The organism is Stappia indica (assembly GCF_020177335.1).
Lineage (GTDB): Bacteria > Pseudomonadota > Alphaproteobacteria > Rhizobiales > Stappiaceae > Stappia > Stappia indica_B.
This window is the reverse complement of the sequence record NZ_JAIVMG010000004.1, coordinates 35,137-60,618: the sequence shown is the minus strand read 5'-3', so window position 1 is coordinate 60,618 and position 25,482 is coordinate 35,137. Positions and strand designations below refer to the sequence as shown.

Genomic DNA, 25,482 nt, shown 5'->3' with positions numbered 1-25,482 from the left:
GCTTATTTCTCGAAGCGTGAGGGCGTTGGAAACCAGCGCTCCAGCGTCCGGCGCACATAGGCGACCACCCGCGGATTGGGTCGGTCGTTGAAGCTGTCGTTGAGGGTGACCGTGGCCGGGCGGCGCCGTTCCAGCCGGGCCAGTTGGAACCAGGTCCAGGGCAGGATGTTTTCCAGCGACGCATAGCCGGTCATGCGGCGGGTCTGCGCGGCCGTCGCCAGTTCCGCCCGTCCGGTCTCAATGAGGAACTGCGGGTAGAGATACTCCGGCGGCACGTTGCCATTGGCGCGGAAGCGCGAGCGGCGGGTTGCCTCGATCTCCGCCGGGAAGGTGGCGCACATCTGTTCGAACAGGGTCCGGTCGATCAGCCGAGGGCCATGGGCGAGAAACTTCCGACGCTTTTCCGAGAAGGTCCGGTCTAGCGCGGCATTGGCGGTGGCAAGCGCCAGGTTCCAGGGGCTTTCAGTCTCCGGGTTGAGCTTCTCATGCACCGGCGCGTCATGGCCCTTGGCGAAGATCCGGGGCAGGCCCTCCCCATTCAGAAAGTCATCCGGCCGGAACGGCGCGAAGGCGAGCATGTCGTCCTCGAAATAGAGGAAACGTTCGGACAGCTCCGGCAATTTCGCCAGGTGGCTGACGATGGCGAAGGAGTTGAAGGTCGGCAGGATCTCTGGATCCATGACCTCGTCATGATGCACCAGACGGAGATCGGGATGCCCGGCGTTCAGCCAGTCCGGCACCTGCGGGCGGCAGGTCAGAAGATGGACCCGGCGCACGAAGGGCGCGTTCTTCTCCAGTGAGCGCAGCGAATATTTCAGAAGGTCGAGATTGTCGCGGGTGCGGTTGGGATTGAGGTCCCTTGTGTCGCTGGCATGGCCGCGCAGGGTCTCGGCATAGCCGGAGAAAGTGTCGTCGACCCAAGTGTAGACCACATCCATTCCGGTCTCGGCTGAATGGGGCTGGGCGGTGCTGGCTTCCGGCATCGAGCGCCTTTCCGACAGATCGACCCGGGCCGGCTCTTCGCCGCAGCCGGGCGGGAGTGTGATGAATGATGCGGCGGACTGTTCTCTTTGGCTGCAAGTCTCTATAAACCCGTGGCCGGCGAAAGAGCAATCAAACGATCGGGTTGGGAACAGGGCTTGAGCGAACAGGCTAAGGCGCAGGGGCGCGATCTGGTGATCGCCGCCGATTTCGGAACCTCGGGCGTCAAGCTCGCGGCGGTGGACAGAAAGCTTGCGATCATCGCCAGCGAGGTGGTCTCCTACCCGCTGTCCTTTCCCGCAGCTGGACAGGCGGAGCAGCACCCTCAGGACTGGTGGGACGCGCTCGGCAGCGGCATTGCCGGTCTCGCCGCCAGGATCGGGAACCTTGGCGAGCGTTGCGCCGCACTGGTGTTCAGCGCCCAGATGTGCGGCCTCGTCTGTACGAACCGCGACGCTGCCCCTTTGCGCCCGGCGATCATCTGGCTGGACAAGCGCGCCGGCACCCTGTCGCGGCGCATGAACGGCGGCTTCCCCTCCATCGCCGGTTATCGGCTCGACAAGCTTCTTGCCTGGACCCGGGTCGCCAATGGCGCGCCGTCGCACAATGGAATGGACCCGCCGGCCAAGATGCTCTGGGTCAAGCAGAACGAGCCTGAGATCTGGGCGGCCTCGCACAAGCTGCTCGACGTCAAGGACTGGCTGCTGGCACGCGCCACCGGCAGGTTCACGACGACGGCGGACAGTGCCAATCTCACCTGGATGATGGACACCCGCCCCGGCCGGGAGGGCTGGTCGCCCAATCTTGCCGGGCGGCTCGGGCTGCCGCTCGACAAGCTGCCGGAGATCGTCGATGGCACCAGCATCGTTGGCGGTCTGACCGCATCGGCTGCGGTGGAACTCGGGCTTGCGCCCGGCCTGCCGGTCATCGCCGGGGCGGGCGATGTCAACGCGGCGGCCATCGGGTCCGGGGCGATGGCGGATGGCGAGCTTCATGCCTATGCTGGAACCAGCGCCTGGCTCTCCGGCTTTTTCCCTTCCCGGCGGATCGATATCTTTCATTCCTACGGAACGATTGCCAGCAGCGTCGGGTTCCGGCCGCTGCTGATCGCCACCCAGGAAAGCGCGGGCACCGCCTTTGCCTGGGCGGCGCGGCTGACCGGCGAGACCGCCGGCGACAGCGATGCGGCGCTGGGTGCACTTTACGAGGATATCGGCGAGCCGTCCGAAAGCGATCCGGTGTTCGTGCCGTGGCTTGCCGGCGAGCGGGTGCCGGTCGATGACGACCGGCTGCGCGGTGTGTTCTACGGGCTCAGTGTCCAGCATGACCGCAATGCGCTGTTGCGTGCGGTGCTGGAAGGGGTGGCGCTCAACATGCGCTGGGCCATGTCCAAGGTCGCGCGGCAAAAGGGCGTGCGCAACGACCTGCCGATGCCGCTGGTCGGCGGGGCGGCGGTCAATCCGCATTTCGTCCAGTCGCTGGCCGATGCACTGAAGCGGCGGATCGAGGTGCGGGAACCGCGTAACGCCGGCGTGCTCGGCGCGGCGGTGATCGCCGGCGCCGGGCTCGGATGGTTTAAGAGCGTCGAGGCAGCTGCCCCGGTTCTCTCCGCATTGCCCGCCCGCAGCTACGATCCGCAGCCGGCGGGCATGGCTCGGCTCGACAGCCGCTACCGGGCGCTCGACCGGCAGCGCTCCCGCCTTCTCAAGCTTTATCGCTGAGCCTCACGCCATTTGCGCTGCGTGCGGTCGGCCAGGAAACGGAACCAGTATCGATGATCGACGGCCTGTTCAAACGCCATATCGACCCGTTGTGGGAGAGCCTGTCCACGCCGCTGGTGCGCATCGGCATGACGCCCAACCAGGTGACGGCGACCGGTCTCTTGCTGGTGGCGGCAACCTCACTGGCCTATGCCTTCCACGGCAATGCGCTGATCTTCGGTGTTACGCTGGCGTTTTCCTTTGCCTTTGATGCGCTGGACGGAGCGGTGGCGCGGCGGCGAGACATGTGCACCCGCTCTGGCGGGTATTTCGATGCGATGGTCGACCGCTATCAGGAACTGGCGGTGCTGGCGGCGATTGCCTATGTCAACGATGCCTGGGCGCTGGCGCTGCTGGCCCTTTCGGGCGGGGTGTTCACCAGCTATGCCAAGGCCCGCACGGCCATTGAAATGCCGATCAGCAACGAGGCCTGGCCGGATCTGTTCGAGCGGCTGGAGCGGACGATTTTCCTGTGCGTGATGCTGATCGTCGCCGGGGTGGTGCCAGTGTCATTGGTCGCCTCGTCCGATGTGGTGATCGTCGGGCTCGCCCTCTATTCGGCGCTGGCGCATATCACCGCGCTGCAGCGGACACGCCGGGCGGTGATGATGTTGCGGGCGGCGGAAGGCGACGACCGGTAGGAGGCGTCAGAATCGCAGACCGGACAACCGTTTCCCGAACGGCCTTCCGATCTGCGTGGGCAAGATGGATGGAAGGGGCTTACTGCCCCTCGACGCCGAGCAGCTCCACGTCGAATTTCAAGGTGGCGTTGGGCGGGATCACATTGCCGGCGCCGCGTGCGCCATAGGCCATTTCCGGCGGAATGATCAGCTCGCGGCGGCCGCCGACGCGCATGCCGGCAACGCCTTCATCCCAGCCGCGGATCACCCGGCCGGCGCCGAGCGGGAACTTGAAGGGGCGGTTGCGATCCCGGCTGGAATCGAACTTGGTGCCGTCCATCAGCCAGCCGGTGTAATGCACCACCACGGTGCCGCCGGCCCTGGCTTCCGCGCCGGTGCCGACTGTAACATCGGTGACTTTCAGCTCTGCCGCCATCGCCCCGCCCGCCAGGAGCGAGAGAAAGACGGCGGGTATCAAACGTTTCAGCATGGGATCCTCGTCGTGTGAAATGCGCTGCCGTAGCGCGGCTCGGTTCGGTGGTGCGGTGACTTGCCTGCAGGTGTGATCGCGGGCAATCATCCTGTCCAGAACGATACCCGAACCAGGGTAAACGAATGGAGGAGAGGCGGCGTGAAATCCACATGGGAACCGGATCGGATGCGGCCCTTGCCGCAGGATATCGCGCGGTCGAGCCTGAAGGCGCCACTTAGCATAGCTGATTCGCCACGCGATCCCGAGATGCGCGCATGACCCGGTCGTCTCCCAGGCTTGAGCCGCTGGAAGGCGCGGGCACGGGCATCAGTGCCCGCCTTGCCGCTTTCATTGCCGAGACGCCGCGCAGGGCAATCCCCACTGAGGCAAGGGTCAGTGCCCGGCTGTCGCTGCTCGACTGGGCGGCGGTGGCGCTTGCCGGCACGGATGAACCGGTCGCGACCATCGTCCGGACGATGGTGGAGGAAGAGGGCGGGGCGGCGCAGGCAACGGTGGTCGGCAGCCGTTGCCGCCTGCCGGCGCGGGCGGCGGCGCTCGCCAATGGCGCGACGGCGCATGCCCTCGACTATGACGACACCCATTTCGACTATATCGGCCATCCGAGCGTCGCCATCCTGCCGGCGGCGCTGGCGCTGGCGGAAAAGACCGGCGCGGATGGCGCGGGCCTGCTCGATGCCTTCATCATCGGCCTGGAGACCGCTTGTCGGGTGGGGACCTGGCTGGGGGATGCCCACTACCGGGCCGGCTTCCACCAGACCGCGACCGCCGGGGCTTTCGGCGCGGCGGCGGCCTCGGCCCGTCTGCTTGGCCTGGATGCGCAGCGGACCGCCCATGCGCTTGGGCTGGTGTCCACCCGGGCCTCCGGGTTGAAGTCCCAGTTCGGCACCATGGGCAAGCCCTATCATGCCGGGATCGCCGCTGCGAACGGGGTGGAGACGGCAACCCTGGCCGCGCTCGGGCTTGTCTCCAATCCGGAGGGGCTGGCCTGCGCGCAAGGCTTTGCCGCGACCCATGCGGGAGCCGGCGGGGGCGTGGGCGCGGAAATGCAGGCAGTCGATGTCGTCGACGGCCTCGGCCGGGACTACCGCTTCACCCGGGTGCAGTACAAGTTCCACGCCTGCTGTCACGGAACCCATGCGGCGATCGAGGCCCTTTCTGAGCTCCTGTCGGCGGAGCCGGTCCGGCCGGAGCAAATCGCGCGGGTGGTCATCGAGGTGCATCCGCGCTGGCTTGCGGTCTGCAACATCGCCGAACCGCACACCGGCCTTGAAGCGAAATTCAGCTACCGGTTGATTGCCGCGCTGGTGCTGTCGGGCTGCTCGACGGCAGCGCTCGCCACCTACACCGATGCCATCTGCACCCGGGCGGATCTGGTGCGCCTGCGTGACCGGGTCGAGGTGACGACGAAAGACGGGTTCGGCAGTCTGGAAACCCGGGTCGTGCTGGAGCTGAACGACGGGCGGAGCCTCTCCCGGCATGTGGATCTCGACCGGCCGGTGCCGTTCGATGTCTCGCGGGAAAAGCTGACCGTCAAGGCGGAGGCTCTGCTTGGGGCGGCAGCGGCGAGCCGGTTGCTGGCCGCCGTCGACGGGTTGGAGCAAGGTCCGCTCGACGGGTTCGTGGCGCTCTTGCAAGGGTAAGCCGACGGGGCGCGGGCTGGGCCTGAGGAAATTATTTTAAGATTGAAACATCGCGTGCGGCCCCTAGAATGCGCCGCAGCATACGAGATCCAACAGAAAATTCATGCCAGGAGGCAGTCCCGTGACCGAACCGGTTCGTTATTCCGTCGAAGATGGCATCGCCCTGATCGCAGTCGACAATCCGCCGGTGAACGCCCTGTCGCAGGCGGTGCGGGCCGGGCTTGACCGGGCCATCGCCCGGTTCGCCGAGGATGGAGAGGCGCGGATCGCGGTGATCTACGGGGCAGGCGGCACCTTCATTGCCGGGGCCGATATTCGCGAGTTCGGCAAGCCGATGGCCGAGCCGTTCCTGCCGGATGTGATCAACCGGATCGAGGCCAGTGAGAAGCCGGTGGTTGCGGCCCTGCACGGCACCGCGCTCGGCGGCGGGCTGGAAGTGGCGCTTGGCTGTCACTACCGGGTGATCCTGGAAAGTGGCCGGGTTGGCCTGCCGGAGGTGACCCTCGGCATTCTGCCCGGTGCCGGCGGCACCCAGCGCCTGCCCCGGCTTTCGGGCGCGGAAGCAGCCCTCGATCTGATCACCAGCGGGCGCCAGGTGGGTGCGCAGGAGGCGGATCGGCTCAACATTGTCGATTATGTCGCGGAAGGCGACGACGTGCGGGCCGCCGGTCTTGAGTTCGCCCGCCGCCTGCTGGTGGAGGAGTGCCGCGCCCGGCGCACCGGGGAGATCGACCCGGGAGCCAAGGACGCGGAGCTGTTCACCACCTGGCGCGGGACGGTGTCGCGCCGCGCGCGCGGACAGCTTTCACCGATGGTTGCCATCGACGCGATCGAGGCGGCCTATGACCTGCCGCTTGCCGATGGGCTGGTGCGGGAACGCTCGCTCTTCACCGAACTGATGGGCTCCGATCAGCGGGCCGGGCTGATTCATGCCTTCTTCGCCGAGCGGGCGGTGGCGAAGATCCCGGAAGCGGGCACGGCGAGCCCGCGCGAGCTTGCCCGGATCGGCATCATCGGCGGTGGCACCATGGGGAGCGGCATTGCGGTTGCCGCGCTCGCGGGCGGGTTGACCGTCACGCTCATTGAACGGGATGCGGACAGCGCCGAGCGGGCGCGCGGCCTCGTGGAAAAGCTGCTGAACGACGGCGTACGCCGGGGCAAGATGAGCGAGGCGCGCCGGGACGCGCTCCTGGCCGACGCTTTTGCCGCCGTCACCGACTATGAGGCGCTGGCCACCGCCGATCTGGTGATCGAGGCGGTGTTTGAGGATATGGCGGTCAAGAAGGAGGTGTTCGCCCGGCTCGATGCGGTGTGCCGGGCGGGGGCGATCCTGGCGACCAACACTTCCTATCTCGACGTGGACGAGATTGCCGCCTCCACCTCCCGTCCGGCCGATGTGATCGGCTTCCATTTCTTCTCGCCGGCCCATGTGATGCGGCTGCTGGAAGTGGTGGTCGGGGAAAAGACCTCGGCGGATGTGGTGGTGACCGGCTTCGCGCTGGCCAGGAAGCTGAAGAAGATCGCCGTGCGCGCCGGTGTCTGTGACGGGTTCATCGGCAACCGGCTGTTGAACGCCTACCGCAAGGCCGCCGACTACATGGTCGAGGATGGGGCGAGCCCTTATGAAATCGACGCGGCGCTGGTGGCCTTCGGCTTCCCGATGGGGCCGTTCGCCGTCAGCGATCTGGCCGGCCTCGACATCGCCTGGGCCGGGCGCAAGCGCCGGGCCGCGACCCGCGATCCGCGCGAGCGGGTGGTCGGGGTCGCCGACCGGCTGTGCGAGCGGGGCTGGTTCGGCCAGAAGACCGGCCGGGGCTATTATCTTTACGAGGAAGGCGCGCGGCGTGGCACCCCGGATCCGGACGTGGAGGCGATCATTGCCGCCGAGCGGACCGAGAAGGGGATCGTGCCGCGCAGCTTCGACAGCGCGGAGATCCTGCGGCGCTACATGGCGGCGATGATCAACGAGGCGGCGAAGATCGTGGAGGAGGGCATTGCCCTCAGGCCGCTGGATGTGGATGTGACCGTGCTGTCCGGCTATGGCTTCCCGCGCTGGCGCGGCGGACCGATGCATTATGCCGATACAATCGGTCTCGACACCATCCTGGCTGATCTGCGGAGCTTCGCTGAGGAAGACCCGTATTTCTGGGCGCCTGCCCGGCTGCTGGTCGATCTGGCGGAGCGCGGCGAGACCTTCGCCGATCTGAACAAGAGCGCCTGACGAGGCAGGGCCGGCCCGGCCTGTTCGGGGCGGCCGCGATTGCCAAGCCCTCCTGCGCGTTGTAGTTGAGAAGAGGCTGGATTGAAGTCGCCTTCTGGGCGCGACCGGGGACGCATGTCATGCGGGAGACGACAGGGTTCTGGAACGGCGGCGTCGACAGCGGCTATGCCTGGGCACGGCTGATCCTGTCGCTGCTCCTGGCCACGGTCGGCGGGGTCGGCATGTGGTCGGTGATCGTTGTTCTGCCGGGGGTGGAGGCGGAGTTCGGTGTCGACCGGGCCGATGCCTCGCTGCCCTACACCGCCACCATGATCGGCTTTGCCACCGGCAACCTCTTGATCGGCCGTTTCGTCGACCGTTACGGGGTGACCTTTCCGCTGGCGATCTCCTCGGCAGCGCTTGGGTCAGGATTGCTGCTGGCGTCTCAGGCCCAATCCCTGCTGCTCTTTGCGGTGATACAAGGGGGGCTGATCGGCTTTGGCTCGGCGGCAACCTTCGGGCCGCTCCTGGCCGATGTGTCGCATTGGTTTGCCCGCCGGCGCGGGCTTGCGGTGGCTGCGACCGCCTCGGGCAATTATTTCGCCGGCGCGCTCTGGCCCTTGCTGCTTCAGGCAATCATCGAGGATCATGGCTGGCGCACGGCCTATTTCGTCGCCGGGCTGATCTGTCTCGCCCTTCTCATTCCGGCGGCTTTTCTCTTGCGCCGGCCACCGCCCTCGGCTCTGCGTAATCCGCAGGATCTGACGCCGATCAGCGACGGGCCGTCGCGCAAGGTCGCCTTGTCGCCCGGTGCGCTGCAGGCGCTGCTGATCGCCGCCGGTCTTGGCTGCTGCGTCGCCATGTCGATGCCGCAGGTGCATATCGTCGCCTATTGCGTCGACCTGGGCTATGGGGTGGCGCGGGGCGCGGAAATGCTGTCGCTGATGCTCTTCGGCGGGATTGCCAGCCGGCTCTTGTCGGGCCTTCTTGCCGACAAGATCGGCGGGGTGCCGACCTTGCTGCTCGGCGCGGTGCTGCAATGCCTCGCCCTGCTGCTCTACATTCCCTACGACGGGCTGGCCTCGCTCTACATGGTTTCGCTGATCTTCGGCCTGTCCCAGGGCGGCATCGTCTCCAGCTATGCCATCGTCGTGCGTGAATACCTGCCGGCGCGCGAGGCGGGACAGCGGGTCGGCACGGTGATCACCGCGACCATCGTCGGCATGGCGCTGGGCGGCTGGATGTCCGGTTGGATCTATGACCTGACCGCCTCCTATCAGGCGGCGTTCCTCAATGGCATCGCCTGGAACCTCATGAACATCGCCGTCATGGCGTTCATTTTGCTGCGGACCCGCCGGCCGCAACCCGCGCTCGCCTGAGCCGCGCCGCTCAGTCGAGCGGCGCTCCGGCATGCACCCGGTCGATCAGCGCCAGCGCCTGCCGGTTGCAGCCCTTCTCCGTCAGCCAGGACAGCAGGGCGCCGGGCGCGGCGTCCGCCAGCGCTTCCGGTCGCCGGATCAGGGTGAGGTCGCGCAAGGTGCCACCGAGCGAGATCGCCAACCGTCCCTCGCTGTTCGCGAACTCATCCGGAAGCGTCAAGGCCGCCTCTCCGGCGGGCCAGTCGAGCCCCTTGACCCGGGCGTCCTCGCTGCGGGCGGACACGGACAGGGCCTCAGCGGGATCGCGGCGCCAGAGGACCAGCGCAGTGCCATCGGTACAGCGTGGGCCGGAACTGTCGGTGCTCAGGTGCCAGATGCCCGGAGGGGCGGGCAAGTCGCCGGCGCCGGCCCGGGCCGCACCGAGAACGGTGGAGCGGGCGTCGGTGTCGCCGAGCAAGGTCTTCAGCGCCGCGAAGGTGCCGCTTTTCGCCGTCCCGGCCGTCGTTGCGGCACTGTCTCCGGGTGTGCCGGAGAAGGGGCCTTGAAGCGTCTGCATGGTGCCGTCCTGCTTGAGGAGGGTGATCCGCGCGCCGGTCGGAAGGGTCAGTGTTTCGCCAGGATCGACCGACCGGCCGGGTTCCAGCGGCGCCGCCGGGCCGCTGACGGCGATGACGAGCAACTCCGACGCCATGGCCGGTAGTGGCAGGAGCGCGAGGATAAGGAGACAGAAGCGAAGAAAGCGGTGCATCCGGGTCTCACCTTTCATGGATCACTTGCCGGCAAGCACGAGTGTTGCGCCTTCCTCTCCGGCCCGCAAGCGTGTGGCGTGGAGACGGGTCAGCGGGTCGTCCGGGGCAAGGCAAAGGGCGGCCTCGAAGGCGGCGGTTGCCGCATCCGATTTGTCGCGCATCAGGCCGAAGGCCGCCTTATAGGCCTTGGTGACATCGCTGTCCGCCCTGTCCGGCGGCAGCGGTTCAAAGCAGGCAAGCGGGGTCTTCCGCCCCTTCAGCACCAATTCGCCGGCGGGGCGGAAGCTCAGGTCCGGCGCGGCGCTGGCCACCGTTTCGCTGACGCAGATGCGCGTGCCGAGATAGCGGTTGGCGCCCTCCAGCCGGGCGGCGGTGTTCACCGTGTCGCCGATGCCGGTGTAGTCGAAAAAACGACTGCCGCCGAAATTGCCGATCACCGCCTCGCCCCGGTGGATACCGATGCGGGTGACGCCAAGGGCGATGCCCCGGGCGGCGAGCTGGCGGCGATGATCTTCCGCGAAGGCATCGATGGCCAGCGCCAGCTCCACCGCATGGCGGGCCTGCTCCGGGTTGGCATCGGGCGCGCCGAAGAAGCCGACCACCGCATCGCCGATGATCTTGTCGATGGTGGCGCCGTGATCGGTCATCAGCCGGCACATGTCGTCGAGATATTCGTTGAGCAGACCGGCCAGCACGGCAGGCGGCAGCTGCTCCGACAGGCCGGTGAAGCCTTCCAGATCGGTAAAGAGATAGGTGACCTCGCGTTTTTCGCCGCCGAGCGCCAGCTTGAGATCGCCGGAGGCAAGGCGCCTGACCACCGCCGGGCTGACATAGTGGGAAAAGGCGGTGCGCAGGAACGCCCGGTCCGCCCGGTCGGCGATCCAGCGCCACAGCGACAAGGTGAGGGCCGAGGTGATGGCCGCGAGGGTCGGGGCGACGAGCGGCGGCAGCAGGGTCCCGCTGCGAACCAGCACCCAGCTTGCGGCGCCAGAAAGGACAAGTCCGAAACCGAGCAGCAGGTAATGCAGGCGCGGCGAGCCCGGCAGGCTGAACAAGAGGGCACTTGCCAGCGCGGCCAGGGCGGCAAGCAGAGGCGCGGCCAGTGCCGGCAGGGTCGGCAAGGCGATGCCAGCCAGCATCTGCGCCAGGATATGGGCGTGGATGACAATGCCCGGCCGGGTGCCGGCGGCGCTGCCGGCCGCCGTGCCAAGCGGTGTCGGATGGCGGTCGATATCCGGCAGATCCGTGCCGATCAGAACGTATTTCCCGGCAAACCAGTCATCCGGCAACAGAGCCGCCGCATGGGCCGGATAGAGGGCGAAGTCCGGGGCGCCCGGTGGGCTGGGCGCATAGAGAATGCGGCCCGATGCGGCTTCGGTGCCGGCGCTGGCGCCGGTCGCCGTTGTCAGCGCTTCGGCAAAGCCGGGGATCGGCGTCTCCTCCCGGCCGCGCGGGCGGGGCAGGTGGCGCACGATGCCGTCGATCTCGTCCCGCTCCAGCACGATCAGGCCGGCGCGGCGGGTGAGCACATGGGCGGCGACATAGGCCGCCTGCCGCTCGGTCAGCCCGTCGCGGCTGCGGGCGGCGGCCAGCACCACCGGCGCGCTGGCCGCGTCAATGGCGGCGAACAGGCGTTCGTCCTTTTCCACCTCGCTGGGCTGGTCGAACAGGATGTCGATGCCGATGGCCCGCGCGCCGGCCCTGTCCAGACGTTCGATCAGCGCGGCCAGAAAGCCCCGGTCGATGGGCGAGCGATAGGGAAAACCGGCGAGCGTGTCCTCGGTGATGGCGACGACGACAATCCGGTCCCGCTCTGACGCGGAAGGATGCGGGCCGAGGCCGGCGGTGACAAGGTCGCCGATCAGCGGATCGAGCCGGGCACCGAGCGGGAGGGCCAGCAGCACCGCAACACAGGCGGCGATGAGCGCCTGGCGCAAGAGCCGCAGCCGTGAGCGCAGGGGCGGGGCGAGGGGCGCGCTCACCGCAAAGCCGGCCCGTGGAGGCGGGCGACCATCAACGGCGCGGGGCGCGGATCCGGGCGCGTGTCAGCGTGGTACATCGAAACGCTTGACCTCGGAGCGGGTGCCGTCGGCGTAGGTAAGCTGAACGGAGATATAGCGCGTCGCCTTCGGGACGTTGGTTTGCACCTCCGAGCCCGGCCCCTTGTCGGGGATCGCGTGGGGATTGTCCGGATCGCAGGCGCCGACGGGGAAGGTCTTGTCCGGCGTGTCGCTGTCGATGCCGTAGCGCACCTCGGAGATGGCGCAGCGGTAGCTGATCAGATGGGTGAAATAGACCAGCAGCTTGCCGTCCCAGTCGCGGTAGCTCAGCCAGGCGGAGGACATGCGTTCGAGAATGTCCTTCTGGCCGGCCACCAGGGCCGAGGCCGGGTTGAAGGAAAGGGTAAAGGGGCCTTGGGTCTCACCGCGAATATCGAGATATTTCACCTCGATGCTGGTCTTACTGGCGGTGCCGGGCAGCTCGAAGGCGGGATAGGGAACCGGCTGTCCGGTGGTCGGGTCGAGAGCGCCGGAGACGAAGCCGGTGGAGCGGAATTCGCCGTCCGGCAGGCGGATGAAGATCTCGCGGGCGCGGTCGGCGATGGCCAGGGTCAGCATCCAGCCCTGGTTGGAACGCATGGCGTTGAGGGTGACCGGATTGCGGGCAATGGCCGAGTTCATCACCGACAGGGCGGCGAGCCGGGTGCGGGCGTCCTCAAGCTGTTCCGCCGCCATTTGCTGATCGATGTAATAGCCAAGGAAACGGCCGTCCTCGACGCCTTTCATGAAACGGGTCAGAAGCTCGGCCTCCCGGGTCTTGTCGGCGAGCGACTGCTGGCCGAGGCGGGCCTGGGAATAGTCGAGGCTGAGGGCATAAAGGGCGGGGGTGAACTCCGGTTCGGCTTCGGTGAAGGCGGTCAGCCGGCGCACCCGCTCCTCGCGGTCTTGCAGCAGGATCTCGGCGAAGAGGGTGGTTGGGTCGCGTCGGCCCTGCGACAGGGCGCGGTAGACCTCGCGGGCGCCGGCGCGCCCCTCCTGGATCTTCAGCACTGCCTGAAAGCGCAGATGCGGGTCCACCTGCGGCATGCCGAAGGCGAAGTATTTCAGATAGTCCTGCCGCGCCTTCGGGTAGTCGCCCTTGAGTTCGCGCAGGCGGGCGTTGGCGTAGAATTCATGCGGCTGTGTCGGTGTGTCGACAATCAGCGAGCGGCTGGCGAGCTGGGCGAACAGCCGTTCCACCTCGCCGCCGGTGCCGGTCCTCGCCTTTGCCAGCCGGTCGCGGGCGAGGGCGGCGAAGGCCCCTTGCGGATAGCGGTCGAGATAGGCCTGAAGCTGTTCGGCCGAGCCGCTGTCCTTGACGTCGTTCCAGAGCTGCAATTCCAGCCGGACGGCGCTGACCTTGCCAGAGTTGCCAGAGGCGTCGGCGTTGCCGGCCTCCGCCGTCCGGGGCTCGCCGGCGGGCAACAGCACGATATCGGCGGTCAGGGAGGAATGGTCCCAGGGCACCTGTTCGCCATCAGTGGCGGCGACCACCCGCTGGCGCACCTTCTTGAACACCGCCTCGACGCTGCTGCCGGGAACGAGGATCTCCTCGGCGATGGCCGCCGTATAGGGGCTGTTGAGGCCGCTGCCATCGGTTGCGGTGCTGCCGGGCGCGGTGGCGAAGGAGATGAAGCTGCCGCGCGGCGTGCTCTGCAGCAAGGTGAAACCGCCGGCGGTGCCGCCGACCGAGCGGGTCAGCGCGGTGTTGCGGCAGGCATCGAGAATGACGATGTTGGCACCGCCATGGGCTGCCTCGACGGTGGACAGCAGCCAGTCGACGGACAGGGCCTCGAATTCCGCATCGACCTCGTCGCGCAGGTCAGCCTTCAAGGGCGCCAGATAGTTGCGCCCGCCGGCCTCGAACCCGTGGCCGGAGTAGTAGACGGCGGCCAGGCTGCCATCGCCGGCGGCGGAAAGCTTGTCGGTGAAGGCGCGCACCGCCCGTTTCATGCCGCGCAGATCCGCATTCAGCACCAGGGTCACGTCGAATCCGGCGGATTTCAGAGAATCGGCGATCAGGGCCGCGTCATTCGCCGGGTTTTTCAGCGGCGTCAGCGTGGCGCTGTCATAATCGGCATTGCCGACCACCAGCGCATGCCGCTCGGCGGCAAGGGCGCCGCTGGCCAGCACCGCCGACAGGGCGAAGACGGACAGGAGAAGGCGAAGGGCGGAGGCAAGGCGCATGATCATGTCCCGGCGGCGTTGATGTTTGGGCAGAATTTCATACCTTGGCGCGAAATTCGACCCCGGCTTCGCGTTTCCCTCAATCTCGGGGACGGTGTGCCGGCAGGCCTTGCCCTTGGTCCCGACGATCGCCGAAGATGCGCGCGCGAGGTGGACGGAGCGATGATGACAGACCGTGCCGAACAGGCGAAAGACTGACCGATGGCGATCCATCCCTATCTCGCGGATCACCGCTTCGCCGCCCTTGCCCATCGCGGTGGCGGGTTGGAAAACCCGGAAAACAGCCGTCAGGCCTTCGCGGCGGTGGCCGCGCTCGGCTACAGCTTCATCGAGATCGACGTGCAGGCGTCCTCCGACGGGGTGGTTGTCGTGTTCCACGACGACACGCTGGAGCGCACCACCGACGGGCGCGGGGTGGTGTCGGAGATTCCATTCTCGGCCCTGCATGCGGTCAGGATCGGTGGCGGCGAACCGCTGCTGACGCTGGAAGAGGCGCTGCTGACCTGGCCCGAGATGCGCTTCAACATCGACATCAAGACCGATCAGGCGTTGGCGCCGACCCTTGATCTGTTGCGCAAACTGGACTGTCTTGACCGGGTTTGCGTCGCCTCCTTCTCCGACCGGCGCTTGAGGGCCGCGCGGGCGGCGCTAGGGCCGGCGGTCTGTCTCAGCTCCGGTCCGAAAGGCGTTGCGGCGCTGAAATTCGGCTCCTGGCACCTGCCATTTCCGACGCCGGATGTGGACTGTGCCCAGGTGCCCTTGCGAAAATACGGCATCCCGCTGGTGACGCCCGGGTTTCTTCGTCACTGCCGGGTGCGGCGCATTGCGGTGCATGTGTGGACCATCGACGAGGAAGCGGAGATGCGCCGGCTGATCCGGCTCGGGGTGGACGGCATCGTCACGGACCGGCCATCGGTGCTGAAGCGTGTCGCGCAGGAAGAAGGCGTGTGGTGACCCCGCGCGATGCCTGACTATGGGAATGCTTGATTCCGGCGCCGGCCGGAACAATATGTCTGCCGCCCGGATCACCGCCGGACCGTCCACAGTCAAACAGGGAGCAAGATCAGGACCCATGAGCAGCAGCGAAAACACCACCGCCACCACCGATGCCAGCGCGCCGGAGACCCATGCCTTTCAGGCCGAGGTGGCGCGCTTGCTGCACCTGATGGTGCACTCGGTCTATTCCAACAAGGACATCTTCCTGCGCGAGCTGGTCTCCAACGCGGCCGATGCCTGCGAGCGGCTGCGCCATGAGGCGGTCACCCGCCCGGAGCTGACCCGGGACGATCCGGATTTCGCGATCCGGCTGGAAGCGGACAAGGACAAGCGCCTGTTGATCGTCGCCGACAATGGCAGCGGCATGAGCCGGGAGGAGATGGTCTCCAATCTCGGGACCATCGCCCGCTCCGGCACCCGCGCCTTCATCGACAGCCTGGGCGACAACAAGGACGGCTCGGCGCTGATCGGTCAGTTCGGTGTCGGCTTCTACTCCGCCTTCATGGTGGCCGACGAGGTGGAGGTGATCAGCCGTGCCGCTGGCGAGGACACGGCCTGGTGCTGGCGGTCGGACGGGCTTGGCGCCTTTTCCATCGAGCCAGTGGAGCTGGATGCTGCGCCCGCGCGCGGCACCCGGGTGGTGCTGCATCTGAAGGAGGACGCGGCCGAGTATGCCGAGCCGGCGAAGATCGAGCGCATCGTCCGGGCCTATTCGGCGCATGTGCCGGTGCCGATCGTGCTGTTGGCGCCGAAGGAGGCGACGGCAGGCGAGGACAACGGCGCGGCCGCCGAGGGCGGTACCGAGGAGCGGCAACTGGCCGATGGCACGGCGCTCTGGACCCGGCCGAAATCTGGCATCTCCGAGGAGGAGTACAAGGAGTTCTACGGCCATGTCTCCGGTCAGTTCGACGATCCGGCGCTGACCCTGCACTACCGGGCCGAGGGCCGGCACGAATATTCGGTGCTGGTGTTCCTGCCGTCGATGGCACCGTTCGACCTGTTCGATCCCGACCGCAAGGGGCGGGTCAAGCTCTACGTCCGCCGGGTGTTCATCGCCGATGACATCGACCTGTTGCCGGCGTGGCTGCGTTTTGCCCGCGGTGTGATCGATTCCGCCGATCTGCCGCTCAACCTGTCGCGGGAGATGCTGCAGACCAACCCGGTGCTGGAGTCCATCCGCAAGGGCGTGACCAACCGCATCCTCTCCGAGTTGCAGAAGCTGGCGAAGAACGATGTGGAGACCTTCAACGCCATCTGGGAGAGTTTCGGCCCGGTGCTGAAGGAAGGTCTTTATGAGGATGCGGAGCGGCGCGACAAGCTGCTGGAGCTGGTACGCTTCCGCTCCAGCGCCGACAATGGCGCCAGCTGGCGCTCGCTGGCCGATTACGTCGGCGCGATGAAGGAGAACCAGACCCAGATCTTCTACGCCACCGGCGCGAGCCAGGAGGCGATCGCCTCCAGCCCGCATCTGGAAGGCTTCCGCGCGCGCGGGGTCGAGGTTCTGTATCTGGCCGATCCGGTCGATGCGTTCTGGATCCAGATGGTGCAGGGCTTCGAGGGCAAGCCGTTCCAGTCGGTGACCCAAGGGGCGGCGGCGCTCGACGAGATCCCGGCGGAAAGCACGGATGCGGACAAGGCCGAGGCCGACAAGCAGGGCGCGGGCGCCACGGATATCGGCCTGGTGACCGCCTTCCTCAAGGAGACGCTCGGCGACAAGGTCTCCGATGTGCGGGCCTCGGCCCGTCTGTCGGAAAGCCCGGTCTGTCTGGTGGCGCCCGAGCATGGTCCGGACCGGCAGCTTGAAAAGCTGATGGCGCGGCAGAAAGGGGCGGGCGCGGGCATGTTCGCACCGGTGCTGGAGTTCAATCCGAAGCATGCGCTGGTGACCTCGCTGTCCGGCCGGCTCGGCGCGGAAGGCAGCAAGGACGATCTTGCCGACATGGCGTTCCTGCTGTTCGATCAGGCGCTGATCCTCGATGGCGAGGCGCCGAGCGATGCGGCGGCCTTTGCCCGCCGGCTGGCGAGCGTCATGCAGCGGGGTCTGGCCTGATCCCAGGGCTCAAGGTGGGGCGCGGGCCGTTCGCCGGCGCGTGCCCCACGATGATGCAGGCCGGGGAGGGCTGGCGGATGGCGACAGGGAGGATGCCATGTTCGAACTGAAAGACATCGAGATCCTCCAGGACATCGTCCGGGCCGGTGGCTTCCGGGCGGCGGCGCTGAAGTTCGGCCTGTCGCAATCGGCGATCTCCAACCGCATCCAGGCGCTGGAAAAACGCCTTGGCGTGCCGCTGTTCGACCGGGGGCGGCGACAGGTCCGCCTGACCCCGGCCGGTCGGCGGTTTCTGGAGGAAGCCCAACGGCTTGTGGCCGCGCGGGATCATATCGTCCAGCAGATGACCCACAAGGGCGGGCTCTCCGGGACGATCCGCATCGGCGTTGCCGAAACCATCGTCCATACCATCCTCAGCCCCTTGCTCAACCGGCTGAAGGCGGAGCATCAGCAGGTCCGGTTCGAGCTCTTGGTGGATACCTCGCGGCAATTGCGCGAAGCGCTCGTGGACGATGGGCTGGATGTGGCGATCCTCCTGGCCGATTGCGTGCCGCCCGGGGCGACGGTGATGCCGATCCGGCCGCTGGCGCTCGGCTGGTATTGTTCGCGGGAGATGGAGCTGCCCGACCGTCCGCAGACGCTGGAGGAACTGGTGGCGCGCCCCATCGTCACCTTTCCCAAGCACACGCCGCCCTATCGGGAGCTTGAGGTGATGCTTGCCGCGCCGGGGCTGCCGCCGGCGGATCTGCACGGCTCGGCCTCGCTGTCCACGGTGATCCACCTTGTCGGCGATGGTTTCGGCATCGGCGTCCTGCCGGTGCGGATGGCCGAGGCGAAGGGGGTGGGCGCGCGCATCAAGCCGCTGCCGGTGGTGGAGGAAGCACGCCCGAGCGCGCTGCGCTTCGTTGTTGCCTACATGCCGGAACGGAACCGGGAGGTGGGGGAAGTGGTGGCCTCGGCCGTACGGCACTGCGATCAATTTGATGCTGATAATAGATCGTAAAAATCTTATAACGATCACTTGACAATATCATTACGGCTGATGATCCTGTCCTTCCCATAAGGAGAAGGACGGATATGCCTGTGAGCATGACGCTGGAATCACCTGCCGCTGTTCAGGATGGGCTGCGCGATCTCAGCCCTGTCGCGCTGCGTCGTTTGATCCGCGAGGGCCGTTTCACCGGCTCCACCACCGGCCTTGCCCCCGGCGCGCTTCAGGGCAACCTCGCCATCCTGCCGAGCAGCCATGCCGGCGATTTCCTGCGCTTTTGCCAGAAGAATCCCAAGCCCTGCCCGATCATCGGCGTGTCCGAGCCGGGCGATCCGCGCATTCCCGCACTCGGGGCAGATCTCGACATCCGCACCGATCTGCCCGGCTACCGCGTGTTCCGTGCCGGCGAGGCGGGGTACCGCTCGGTGGCCGACCTTGGCGATGTGTGGCGCGACGATCTGGTGACCTTCGTGCTCGGCTGTTCGTTCTCCTTCGAAGACGCCATCGCGCGGGCCGGCATCCCGCTGCGGCACATGGATGCCGGGCGCAACGTGCCGATGTACGCGACCTCGATCGAGACCGCGCCCTCTGGTCCGTTCCACGGTCCGGTGGTGGTGTCGATGCGCGCCTTTCGCCCGGCGGACGCGATCCAGGCGGTGCTCCTGTCCGACCGCTACCGGTTGGCCCATGGCGCGCCGGTGCATTTTGGCGATCCGGCGGAGATTGGCATCAAGGATCTCGCCAAACCCGATTTCGGCGATCCGCCGGTGCTGGAGCCTGGCGACGTGCCGGTGTTCTGGGCCTGCGGGGTGACGCCGCAACTGGCCCTGCGCAACGCGGCGCCGGATCTGGCCATTACCCATGAGCCGGGTCTGATGCTGGTCAGCGATCTGTCGGCGGATGCCGCCGAATTCTCGATTGGCGGGGTTGGTCCCGCCGGTACCACGTCGAACTGAACCCAACTGGAGGAGATCTACATCATGACACGCACCATTCGCGATACGCTTGCCGCTTCGGCCGCCACGGTGCTTCTGGCGGTTTCGCCGGCGCTGGCCGAAGAACTGTCCGTGGTCGGCAGCTGGAGCAGCCTGCCGCTGCACAAGCAGTTCGAGACCCCGTTCTGGACCAAGACCCTGCCGGACGCTTCCGGCGGCGAGATCACCGTGCAGATGACCACCCATGACCAGATGGGCATCAAGGGCGGCGATGTTTACCGCATGCTCGGCGATGGCGTGTTCGACATCGGCATGACGGTCGCCGACTATGCGGTCGGCGATGCGCCGGAGCTGGAAGGGCTCGATGTGCCGCTGGTCGCCACCACCCCGGCCGAGGCCAAGGCGATGGTCGAGGCCGCCCGGCCGATGGTCGAGGATATCTTCAAGGATCGCTTCAACGCGAAGGTGCTGGCGATCGCGCCCTATCCGCCGCAGGTGGTGTTCTGCAAGGGCGATATCGGCTCGCTCGACGATCTTGCCGGCAAGAAGATCCGTGGCTCCGGCCGCATGACCACCAAGTTCCTGGAAGCGCTGGGCGCGGAAGGCGTCAACGTGGCCTTCTCCGAAGTGCCGGGCGCGCTGGAGCGCGGTGTCATCGATTGCGCCGTCACCGGTTCCGGTTCGGGCTACAGCGCCGGCTGGTGGGAAGTCTCCGACACGCTGATGACCCTGCCGCTGGGCGGCTGGGATCCGGTGGTGACCGCCGTCAACATGGACCGCTGGGACAGCCTGTCCGATGACACCAAGGCGATGATCTCCGCCAAGGTCGCGGCCGAATTCGAGGCTCCGGCCTGGGCGACCGCCACCGGCTCGCTGGCGACCGACGTTGCCTGCCTCACCGGCAACGGTGAATGCTCCATGGGCAAGCCGGCGTCGATGAAGCTGGTCGCGCCGAATGATGCGGACACCGCCAAGGCTCGCAAGATCCTGACCGAGACGGTTCTGCCGGAATGGGCGGAGCGCGCCGGTGCGGATTGGGCCAAGCGCTGGAACGAGAGCGTCGGCAAGACGGTCGGCGTCCAGATTCCGCTGAACTGATCCAGCAACCAGAGGCGGAGGTCGCATCATGATCGCCCAGACCCTTGCGGCCCTCCGCCGCATCAACCATGCCCTCGCGGTGGCAACCGGCGTCGTGCTGCTTGTCACCGCGGGATTTGTCATCCTCGACATCACCTTGCGACAGTTCGCGCTGTCCTTTGGTGGCTCGGATGAAATCTCCGGCTATGTGATGGCCGGGCTGGCAAGCTGGGGGCTCTCTTACGCCCTGACGGAGCTTGCCCATGTGCGCATCGACCTGATCCGGCTGCAACTGCGCCAGGGCGGCCGGGCGCTGATGGATCTCTTCGCCATGACGGTGATGGCCGGCACGGTGACGCTGATCGCCATGAAGTCCTGGCCCGTTCTGGAAAAGACCTTGACGCGCGGCTCGCGCGCCAACACGCCGCTGGAAACGCCCCTGTGGATCCCGCAGGCGGTCTGGTTCTCCGGCTGGGTCTGGTTCGCGGTGTCCTCCTGCATTCTGGTGCTGCTCGCCGCGATCCTTTTGTTCCGGCGTGATTTCGCGGGGGTCGACAGGATGATCGGCACCGTGTCCGAGGCGGATCTGGAGGCGGGCAAATGATCTGGAGCGTCGCGTTTTCCCTGCTTGGGCTGTTGTCCCTGTCGATCCCGGTCGGCATCGTCCTGTTCCTGCTCGGCTTCGGCATCGACCAGTTCTATTCGCCGTTTCCCCTGATGCGCGGTCTCGGTCAGGTGGTCTGGTCGGCGTCGAATTCTTCCACCCTGATTGCCATTCCGTTCTTCGTGCTTCTGGGCGAGATCCTGGTGCGCGGCGGCATCGCCGAGCGCACCTATGCCTCGCTCGACAAGTGGTTTTCCTGGCTGCCGGGTGGGTTGATCCACGCCAATATCGGCACCGCGACCATGTTCTCGGCCACCTCCGGCTCCTCGGTGGCCACGGCGGCGACGGTCGCCACGGTGGCGATGCCGCAGGCGGAAAAGCTGGGCTACGATCCGAAGCTGTTTTCCGGCGCGATTGCCGCCGGCGGCACGCTCGGAATTCTCATTCCGCCGTCGATCAACCTGATCGTCTATGGTTTCCTGACCGAAACCTCGATCCCGCGTCTGTTCCTCGCCGGGCTGATCCCCGGTCTGTTGATGGCGCTGGTGTTCATGCTGGTGACGGCGGTCCTGTGCACCCTTCGCCCGTCGCTGGGCGGGGTCAGCCGGTCGTTCTCCTGGGGCGAGCGGTTCGCCAGCCTGATCCAGCTCTTGCCGATTATGCTGCTGTTCGTGGCGGTGATCGGATCGATCTATGCCGGCTGGGCGACACCGACGGAATCGGCGGCTGTCGGCGTGGCCATCGCGCTTGCCATCGCCGCCGCCAATCGCGGTGTCTCGCTGCAGATGATGCGCGACAGCCTGCTGGGCACCGTGCGCATCACGGCGATGATCATGCTGGTGATCACCGGCGCCTATTTCCTGAATTTCACCCTGGCTTCGGCCGGGCTTGGCCGGGACCTTCAGGATCTTCTGACCGGGCTCAACCTGTCGCCCTTCGGCACCCTTCTTGTCGTCATCGGCCTTTACATCGTGCTTGGCTTCTTCATCGAGACCCTGTCGCTGATGGTGGCGACGATCCCGATCGTGGTGCCGATCATGGCCGGGCTCGGCTTCGACAAGGTGTGGTTCGGTATCTTGATGATCGTGCTGGTGGAAATGGCGCTGATCACGCCGCCGGTCGGGCTCAACCTCTATGTGGTCCAGGGCGCGCGCAAGTCCGGCAAGTTCTCCGACGTGATGCTGGGGACGATCCCGTTCGTGGCGGTGATGCTGGCGATGGTGGCGATGCTGGTGCTGGTGCCCGAGCTCGCCCTCTACCTGCCCGATCACTTCTGACGCGGTCCGCCGCTTCCGGGCTTTCCCGCCATGTGCTTGCGGGGAAGCCCGGTCTTCCGAATTCCTGAAACAGGGAGAGGGAGCCGAGGGCGCCTCTCCCTTTGTTGGTGACCGAGGTTCGACATGGATTTTCTTTGCGATGACAAGCTGATCAGCTGCGACACCGGCAATGTGATCGTCGCCGGGTGGACCGGCCGCGATCCGGCGGCGATCCAGCATCACATCGATGAGCTCGCCGCCCTTGGCGTCGCCCCGCCCTCGACCGTGCCGCTCTACTATCGGGTGTCCGCCGGGCTTCTGACCCGCGAGCAGGAAATTCAGGTGGTGGGCGGCGGCAGCTCCGGCGAGGTGGAGCCGCTGATCGTCATCGACGGCGGCGAGATCTATCTCGGCCTTGCCTCCGACCACACCGACCGCGACCTTGAAGTCTTCTCCGTCGCCCTGTCCAAGCAGGCCTGCGCCAAGCCGGTGGCACGCGATCTGTGGCGCCTCTCGGAGGTGGCGGACCGCCTCGACGGGCTGGAGCTGCGCTCCTGGATCCGCGAGGAGGGCGCGCCGGACTGGACCCTTTATCAGGAAGGCACGTTGGCCTCGATTCGCCCGCTTGCGCAGTTGATCGAAGGTGCCGGGCTTGAGGTGATGGCCGCGTCGGGGCAGGCGGCGGCGATGCTGTGCGGCACGCTCGGCGCCATCGGCGGTGTGCGTCCGGCGGAAGCGTTCCGCATGGAGTTGACGGATCCGGTGCTGGGCCGCAGCATCGCGCACAGTTACGAGATCAGGTCGCTGCCGGTGGTGTCCTGAGGCGAAACCGGGAGTAAGACCATGAGTGCATGTGTCGACAAGGCACGGGCGGCGATTGCCCGGGTCGAGGCATTGGGCGAGGCCGCCGGGCGGCTGTTCACCGAGTTCGATCCACAGCGGATTCTGGCCGACGCGGCCGAGGCTGACGCGCGGATCGCGGCCTCCGCCACCGCATTGCCGCTGGCCGGCTTGCTGGTGTCGGTGAAGGATCTTTACGACGAGAAGGGCGCGCGCACGACCGCAGCCTCGAAGCTCTTGCGCGAGCGGGCGCCGGCTGAGGCCGGTTGCCCGGTGGTGGCGCGGATCAAGGCCGCCGGGGCGGTCCCCTTCGGCCGCACGACCATGAGCGAATTCGCCTATTCAGGCGTCGGGCTCAACCCGCATTACGGCACGCCGGGCAATGTCTTCGACGCCGACCGGATCCCGGGCGGGTCGACCTCTGGCGGCGGTGTCAGCGTGGCGCTGGGGCTGTGCGATCTGGCGCTTGGCACGGACACCGGCGGCTCGGTGCGGATCCCTTCCGCGATCAACGGGCTGTACGGCTTCAAGCCGAGCCAGGGCAAGGTGCCGCTCGACGGCGTTCACCCGCTCGCCGCCTCGTTCGACACGGCCGGGCCGCTGGCGCGGGACTTCGCCACCATGCTCGCCGCCTACAAGGTGATGAGCGAGGACGGTGAGGCTTCGGGCGCGCCGGCCTCCGGGCGCCTGCGCCTCGCCGTGCCGGAGAATGCCTTTACCACCGATCTCGACGATTGGGCACAGGCGCATTTCAATGCGGTGACCCGGCGGCTTGCCGCCGCCGGTCATGAGCTGGTGCCGGTCGATCTTGGCTTCCTGCAGGCGGCGATCGGGCTCAACCGCATCCTCGTCTCGGTGGAGGCGCACCGGATCTATGGGGCGCATTTGCAAGAGCTTGAGACCGTCGGCGATCCGCGCGTCCTCGCCCGCATCCGCTTTTCCGAGACCGTCGGCGAGGATGAGGTGCAGGCCGCCTATCAGGCGCGCCGCGAGGTGGTTGCCCGGTTCGCCGAGGCGCTCGCCGGCTTCGACGCGATGATCGCGCCGACGCTGCAGCGCCGGGCGCCGACGATTGCCGAGACGGAAGCGAATTTCGACCAGCTCAACGCGGCGATGCTGCGCAACACCTCGTTGCTCAATCTCGCCGATGCCTGCGCCTTGTCGATGCCGACGCGCGACGGGGCGGCGCCGGCGACCGGCGAACACGTCGGGGCGTTGATGGTCGGGTCGGTCAATGGCCGGGATGCGGCGCTGCTGGCGGTCGCGGCGCGGCTCGACGCGGATCTCGCCGGGAAATAGCGGCCCGCACAGAAAACTGTTGGGTATCAAGACATGGGACGGCGGGCGGTAGCGCGCCGTCCCATTTTGGTTTTCGACCTCAGGCCCGGCGCATCTCAGGCCCAGCGAACCTGCGCGCCAAGCTCGGTGAGCTTTTCCACGAAGCGCGGATGAGCGCGGCGGATCGGATCGGCGTTGCGGATGGTCGACTGGCCGTCCGCCTGGATCGCGGCGAGGAACAGGCCGAGCACCACACGGATGATGTAGGGGGCCTCCACCTCGGCCGGGCGCAGCGAATTGCCGCCGAAGACGATCAGCCGGTGCGGGTCGGACAGGTGCACCCGGGCGCCGAATTTCAGCAGCTCCGAACTCCAGCCGAGCGCGCCCTCATAGATCTTGTTCCAGAACATGATCTCGCTGTTGCAGCCGACGGCCACGCCAATGGCCTGGGGCAAGAGATCGGCGGGGAAATAGGGCCAGGGCGCGGCCTCGATCTTCGGCAGCATTTCCCGGGTGTAGGGACGGGCGATTTCCCGGGTCCAGCCGGTGACGGTGATCGAATGGTCGGTGGTCTCGAACTGCAGCCCCAGCTTGGCGAACTGCCGCAGGATCAGCGTCATATGCGCGGTGACGTCGGTGTTGACCGTCAGCCGTCCGCCGGTGACCCCGCCGATGGCCAGAAACGTCGCCACCTCGTGATGATCGTCCGGCACCCGGGCGCGGGTGCCGGAAAGCCGGTCGACGCCGGTGATCTCCAGCCGCGAGGTGCCCAGACCCTTGATCCGCGCGCCCATGGCGAGCAGCATCTCGCACAGCGCCTGCACATGTGGTTCGGAGGCGGCGTTCATCAGGGTCGAGGTGCCCGAAGCGGTGGCCGCCATCATGGCGAAGGTCTCGGTCGCGGTCACCGATGCGTAATCGGCCCAGATCTCCTGGCCGGTGATCGCCGCCTCCAGCCGGATGTCATAAGGCTGATTGTTGACGATGCGGCTGCCGAACTGCTCCAGGATCTCCAGATGCGGATCGATTTCGCGCAGACCCAGCGCGCAGCCCTTGGCGTCGGTGTCAAAGCGCAGCGCGCCGGTGCGCACCATCACCGGAGCAAGCAGCAGCACGGCCGAGCGGATGCCGAGCGGCAGGTCGGCGCGGGCATCGCGAAAGGCAGTGAAATCGTGCTGGATCGTCAGCGTCGCGCCGTCGTCGGCGCGGGTCACGGACGATCCCATCCGTTCGAAATAGGCGAGGATCTTGTCCACGTCGCTGATTTCGGGGACGTTTTCCAGCGTCACCGCTTCATCCGTCAGCAGTGTCGCGCACAGCATCGGGAGAACGGCATTCTTGTTTCCGGACGGCGTGACGGTTCCGGCAATCGGCTGTCCGCCGTCGACAATCAGATCGGCCATGCAG

General features: G+C 67.0%; 20 protein-coding genes. 14 read left to right on the top strand and 6 right to left on the bottom strand.

Going from position 1 to position 25,482, the window contains the following annotated elements; translation table 11 throughout:
• Positions 1-2: 2 nt before the first annotated feature.
• Positions 3-983 carry a stealth conserved region 3 domain-containing protein gene (locus tag LC062_RS07260; RefSeq protein WP_224910379.1) on the bottom strand — a complete coding sequence of 327 codons (981 nt, stop codon included), beginning with the start codon at positions 981-983 and terminating at the stop codon, positions 3-5.
• A gap of 156 nt (positions 984-1,139) precedes the next feature.
• On the opposite strand from LC062_RS07260, the gene LC062_RS07255 reads away from it, so the two are divergent.
• Positions 1,140-2,702, top strand: coding sequence for a xylulokinase (locus LC062_RS07255; protein WP_224910378.1), 1,563 nt, complete (start codon positions 1,140-1,142; stop codon positions 2,700-2,702).
• Positions 2,703-2,755: 53 nt separating this feature from the next.
• Positions 2,756-3,382: a CDP-alcohol phosphatidyltransferase family protein gene (locus LC062_RS07250; RefSeq protein ID WP_224910377.1), complete on the top strand. Its 627-nt coding sequence runs from the start codon at positions 2,756-2,758 to the stop codon at positions 3,380-3,382.
• A 79-nt stretch (positions 3,383-3,461) separates the two neighbouring features.
• On the opposite strand, the gene LC062_RS07245 is transcribed toward LC062_RS07250, so the two are convergent.
• A complete protein-coding gene (locus LC062_RS07245; protein ID WP_224910585.1) occupies positions 3,462-3,797 on the bottom strand; it encodes an FKBP-type peptidyl-prolyl cis-trans isomerase in 336 nt (111 codons plus the stop codon).
• Between the two features lie 311 nt (positions 3,798-4,108).
• Here LC062_RS07245 and LC062_RS07240 point away from each other — a divergent pair, with 311 nt between their 5' ends.
• The 3 genes from LC062_RS07240 to LC062_RS07230 all read left to right on the top strand — a co-directional run bounded on the left by LC062_RS07240 (position 4,109) and on the right by LC062_RS07230 (position 9,073).
• Positions 4,109-5,494 (top strand): MmgE/PrpD family protein, encoded by a 1,386-nt coding sequence (locus LC062_RS07240; protein ID WP_224910376.1) that lies wholly within the window; start codon positions 4,109-4,111, stop codon positions 5,492-5,494.
• 121 nt (positions 5,495-5,615) lie between these two features.
• The gene (locus LC062_RS07235) at positions 5,616-7,715 is read left to right on the top strand and encodes a 3-hydroxyacyl-CoA dehydrogenase NAD-binding domain-containing protein (RefSeq protein ID WP_318246098.1); all 2,100 of its coding nucleotides are present in this window, start codon (positions 5,616-5,618) and stop codon (positions 7,713-7,715) included.
• 119 nt (positions 7,716-7,834) lie between these two features.
• On the top strand, positions 7,835-9,073 hold the full coding sequence (locus tag LC062_RS07230) for an MFS transporter (RefSeq protein WP_224910374.1): 1,239 nt from the start codon (positions 7,835-7,837) through the stop codon (positions 9,071-9,073).
• A 10-nt stretch (positions 9,074-9,083) separates the two neighbouring features.
• Here the strand turns inward: LC062_RS07230 and LC062_RS07225 are convergent, their stop codons facing one another.
• The 3 genes from LC062_RS07225 to LC062_RS07215 all read right to left on the bottom strand — a co-directional run bounded on the left by LC062_RS07225 (position 9,084) and on the right by LC062_RS07215 (position 14,048).
• Positions 9,084-9,821: a hypothetical protein gene (locus LC062_RS07225; protein ID WP_224910373.1), complete on the bottom strand. Its 738-nt coding sequence runs from the start codon at positions 9,819-9,821 to the stop codon at positions 9,084-9,086.
• Between the two features lie 21 nt (positions 9,822-9,842).
• Positions 9,843-11,804 carry a CHASE2 domain-containing protein gene (locus LC062_RS07220; RefSeq protein ID WP_224910372.1) on the bottom strand — a complete coding sequence of 654 codons (1,962 nt, stop codon included), beginning with the start codon at positions 11,802-11,804 and terminating at the stop codon, positions 9,843-9,845.
• Positions 11,805-11,867: 63 nt separating this feature from the next.
• Positions 11,868-14,048 carry a caspase family protein gene (locus LC062_RS07215; RefSeq protein WP_224910371.1) on the bottom strand — a complete coding sequence of 727 codons (2,181 nt, stop codon included), beginning with the start codon at positions 14,046-14,048 and terminating at the stop codon, positions 11,868-11,870.
• Positions 14,049-14,249: 201 nt separating this feature from the next.
• Between LC062_RS07215 and LC062_RS07210 the strand changes: the two genes are divergently transcribed.
• From LC062_RS07210 to LC062_RS07170, 9 genes are all read left to right on the top strand, one after another.
• Positions 14,250-15,002 (top strand): glycerophosphodiester phosphodiesterase family protein, encoded by a 753-nt coding sequence (locus LC062_RS07210; RefSeq protein WP_224910370.1) that lies wholly within the window; start codon positions 14,250-14,252, stop codon positions 15,000-15,002.
• Between the two features lie 118 nt (positions 15,003-15,120).
• A complete protein-coding gene (htpG, locus tag LC062_RS07205; RefSeq protein ID WP_224910369.1) occupies positions 15,121-17,094 on the top strand; it encodes a molecular chaperone HtpG in 1,974 nt (657 codons plus the stop codon).
• Between the two features lie 97 nt (positions 17,095-17,191).
• Positions 17,192-18,097 carry a LysR family transcriptional regulator gene (locus LC062_RS07200; RefSeq protein WP_224910368.1) on the top strand — a complete coding sequence of 302 codons (906 nt, stop codon included), beginning with the start codon at positions 17,192-17,194 and terminating at the stop codon, positions 18,095-18,097.
• Positions 18,098-18,183: 86 nt separating this feature from the next.
• Positions 18,184-19,041 carry a putative hydro-lyase gene (locus tag LC062_RS07195; RefSeq protein ID WP_404829695.1) on the top strand — a complete coding sequence of 286 codons (858 nt, stop codon included), beginning with the start codon at positions 18,184-18,186 and terminating at the stop codon, positions 19,039-19,041.
• A 24-nt stretch (positions 19,042-19,065) separates the two neighbouring features.
• The gene (locus LC062_RS07190) at positions 19,066-20,118 is read left to right on the top strand and encodes a TRAP transporter substrate-binding protein (RefSeq protein ID WP_224910366.1); all 1,053 of its coding nucleotides are present in this window, start codon (positions 19,066-19,068) and stop codon (positions 20,116-20,118) included.
• Between the two features lie 28 nt (positions 20,119-20,146).
• Positions 20,147-20,701, top strand: coding sequence for a TRAP transporter small permease subunit (locus LC062_RS07185; RefSeq protein WP_224910365.1), 555 nt, complete (start codon positions 20,147-20,149; stop codon positions 20,699-20,701).
• On the top strand, positions 20,698-21,978 hold the full coding sequence (locus tag LC062_RS07180; protein ID WP_224910364.1) for a TRAP transporter large permease: 1,281 nt from the start codon (positions 20,698-20,700) through the stop codon (positions 21,976-21,978). Before LC062_RS07185 ends, LC062_RS07180 begins: the two co-directional genes overlap by 4 nt.
• A gap of 123 nt (positions 21,979-22,101) precedes the next feature.
• Entirely contained in the window at positions 22,102-22,779 is a 678-nt protein-coding gene (locus LC062_RS07175; protein ID WP_224910363.1) for a DUF2848 domain-containing protein, read from the top strand.
• Positions 22,780-22,800: 21 nt separating this feature from the next.
• Entirely contained in the window at positions 22,801-24,096 is a 1,296-nt protein-coding gene (locus LC062_RS07170; RefSeq protein WP_224910362.1) for an amidase family protein, read from the top strand.
• A gap of 95 nt (positions 24,097-24,191) precedes the next feature.
• On the opposite strand, the gene LC062_RS07165 is transcribed toward LC062_RS07170, so the two are convergent.
• Entirely contained in the window at positions 24,192-25,478 is a 1,287-nt protein-coding gene (locus LC062_RS07165; protein WP_224910361.1) for a UDP-N-acetylglucosamine 1-carboxyvinyltransferase, read from the bottom strand.
• Between the last annotated feature and the right edge of the window lie 4 nt (positions 25,479-25,482).

What these genes read in the sequence shown, in the direction of transcription:
- LC062_RS07245 (WP_224910585.1), bottom strand. Translation starts at nt 3,797, where the DNA reads ATGGCGGCAGAGCTGAAAGTCACCGATGTTACAGTCGGCACCGGCGCG.
- LC062_RS07225 (WP_224910373.1), bottom strand. Translation starts at nt 9,821, where the DNA reads ATGCACCGCTTTCTTCGCTTCTGTCTCCTTATCCTCGCGCTCCTGCCA.
- LC062_RS07170 (WP_224910362.1), top strand. Translation starts at nt 22,801, where the DNA reads ATGAGTGCATGTGTCGACAAGGCACGGGCGGCGATTGCCCGGGTCGAG.
- LC062_RS07230 (WP_224910374.1), top strand. Translation starts at nt 7,835, where the DNA reads ATGCGGGAGACGACAGGGTTCTGGAACGGCGGCGTCGACAGCGGCTAT.
- LC062_RS07260 (WP_224910379.1), bottom strand. Translation starts at nt 983, where the DNA reads ATGCCGGAAGCCAGCACCGCCCAGCCCCATTCAGCCGAGACCGGAATG.
- LC062_RS07175 (WP_224910363.1), top strand. Translation starts at nt 22,102, where the DNA reads ATGGATTTTCTTTGCGATGACAAGCTGATCAGCTGCGACACCGGCAAT.
- LC062_RS07250 (WP_224910377.1), top strand. Translation starts at nt 2,756, where the DNA reads ATGATCGACGGCCTGTTCAAACGCCATATCGACCCGTTGTGGGAGAGC.
- LC062_RS07195 (WP_404829695.1), top strand. Translation starts at nt 18,184, where the DNA reads ATGACGCTGGAATCACCTGCCGCTGTTCAGGATGGGCTGCGCGATCTC.
- LC062_RS07215 (WP_224910371.1), bottom strand. Translation starts at nt 14,048, where the DNA reads ATGCGCCTTGCCTCCGCCCTTCGCCTTCTCCTGTCCGTCTTCGCCCTG.
- LC062_RS07165 (WP_224910361.1), bottom strand. Translation starts at nt 25,478, where the DNA reads ATGGCCGATCTGATTGTCGACGGCGGACAGCCGATTGCCGGAACCGTC.
- LC062_RS07200 (WP_224910368.1), top strand. Translation starts at nt 17,192, where the DNA reads ATGTTCGAACTGAAAGACATCGAGATCCTCCAGGACATCGTCCGGGCC.
- LC062_RS07240 (WP_224910376.1), top strand. Translation starts at nt 4,109, where the DNA reads ATGACCCGGTCGTCTCCCAGGCTTGAGCCGCTGGAAGGCGCGGGCACG.
- LC062_RS07210 (WP_224910370.1), top strand. Translation starts at nt 14,250, where the DNA reads ATGGCGATCCATCCCTATCTCGCGGATCACCGCTTCGCCGCCCTTGCC.
- LC062_RS07190 (WP_224910366.1), top strand. Translation starts at nt 19,066, where the DNA reads ATGACACGCACCATTCGCGATACGCTTGCCGCTTCGGCCGCCACGGTG.
- htpG (WP_224910369.1), top strand. Translation starts at nt 15,121, where the DNA reads ATGAGCAGCAGCGAAAACACCACCGCCACCACCGATGCCAGCGCGCCG.
- LC062_RS07180 (WP_224910364.1), top strand. Translation starts at nt 20,698, where the DNA reads ATGATCTGGAGCGTCGCGTTTTCCCTGCTTGGGCTGTTGTCCCTGTCG.
- LC062_RS07185 (WP_224910365.1), top strand. Translation starts at nt 20,147, where the DNA reads ATGATCGCCCAGACCCTTGCGGCCCTCCGCCGCATCAACCATGCCCTC.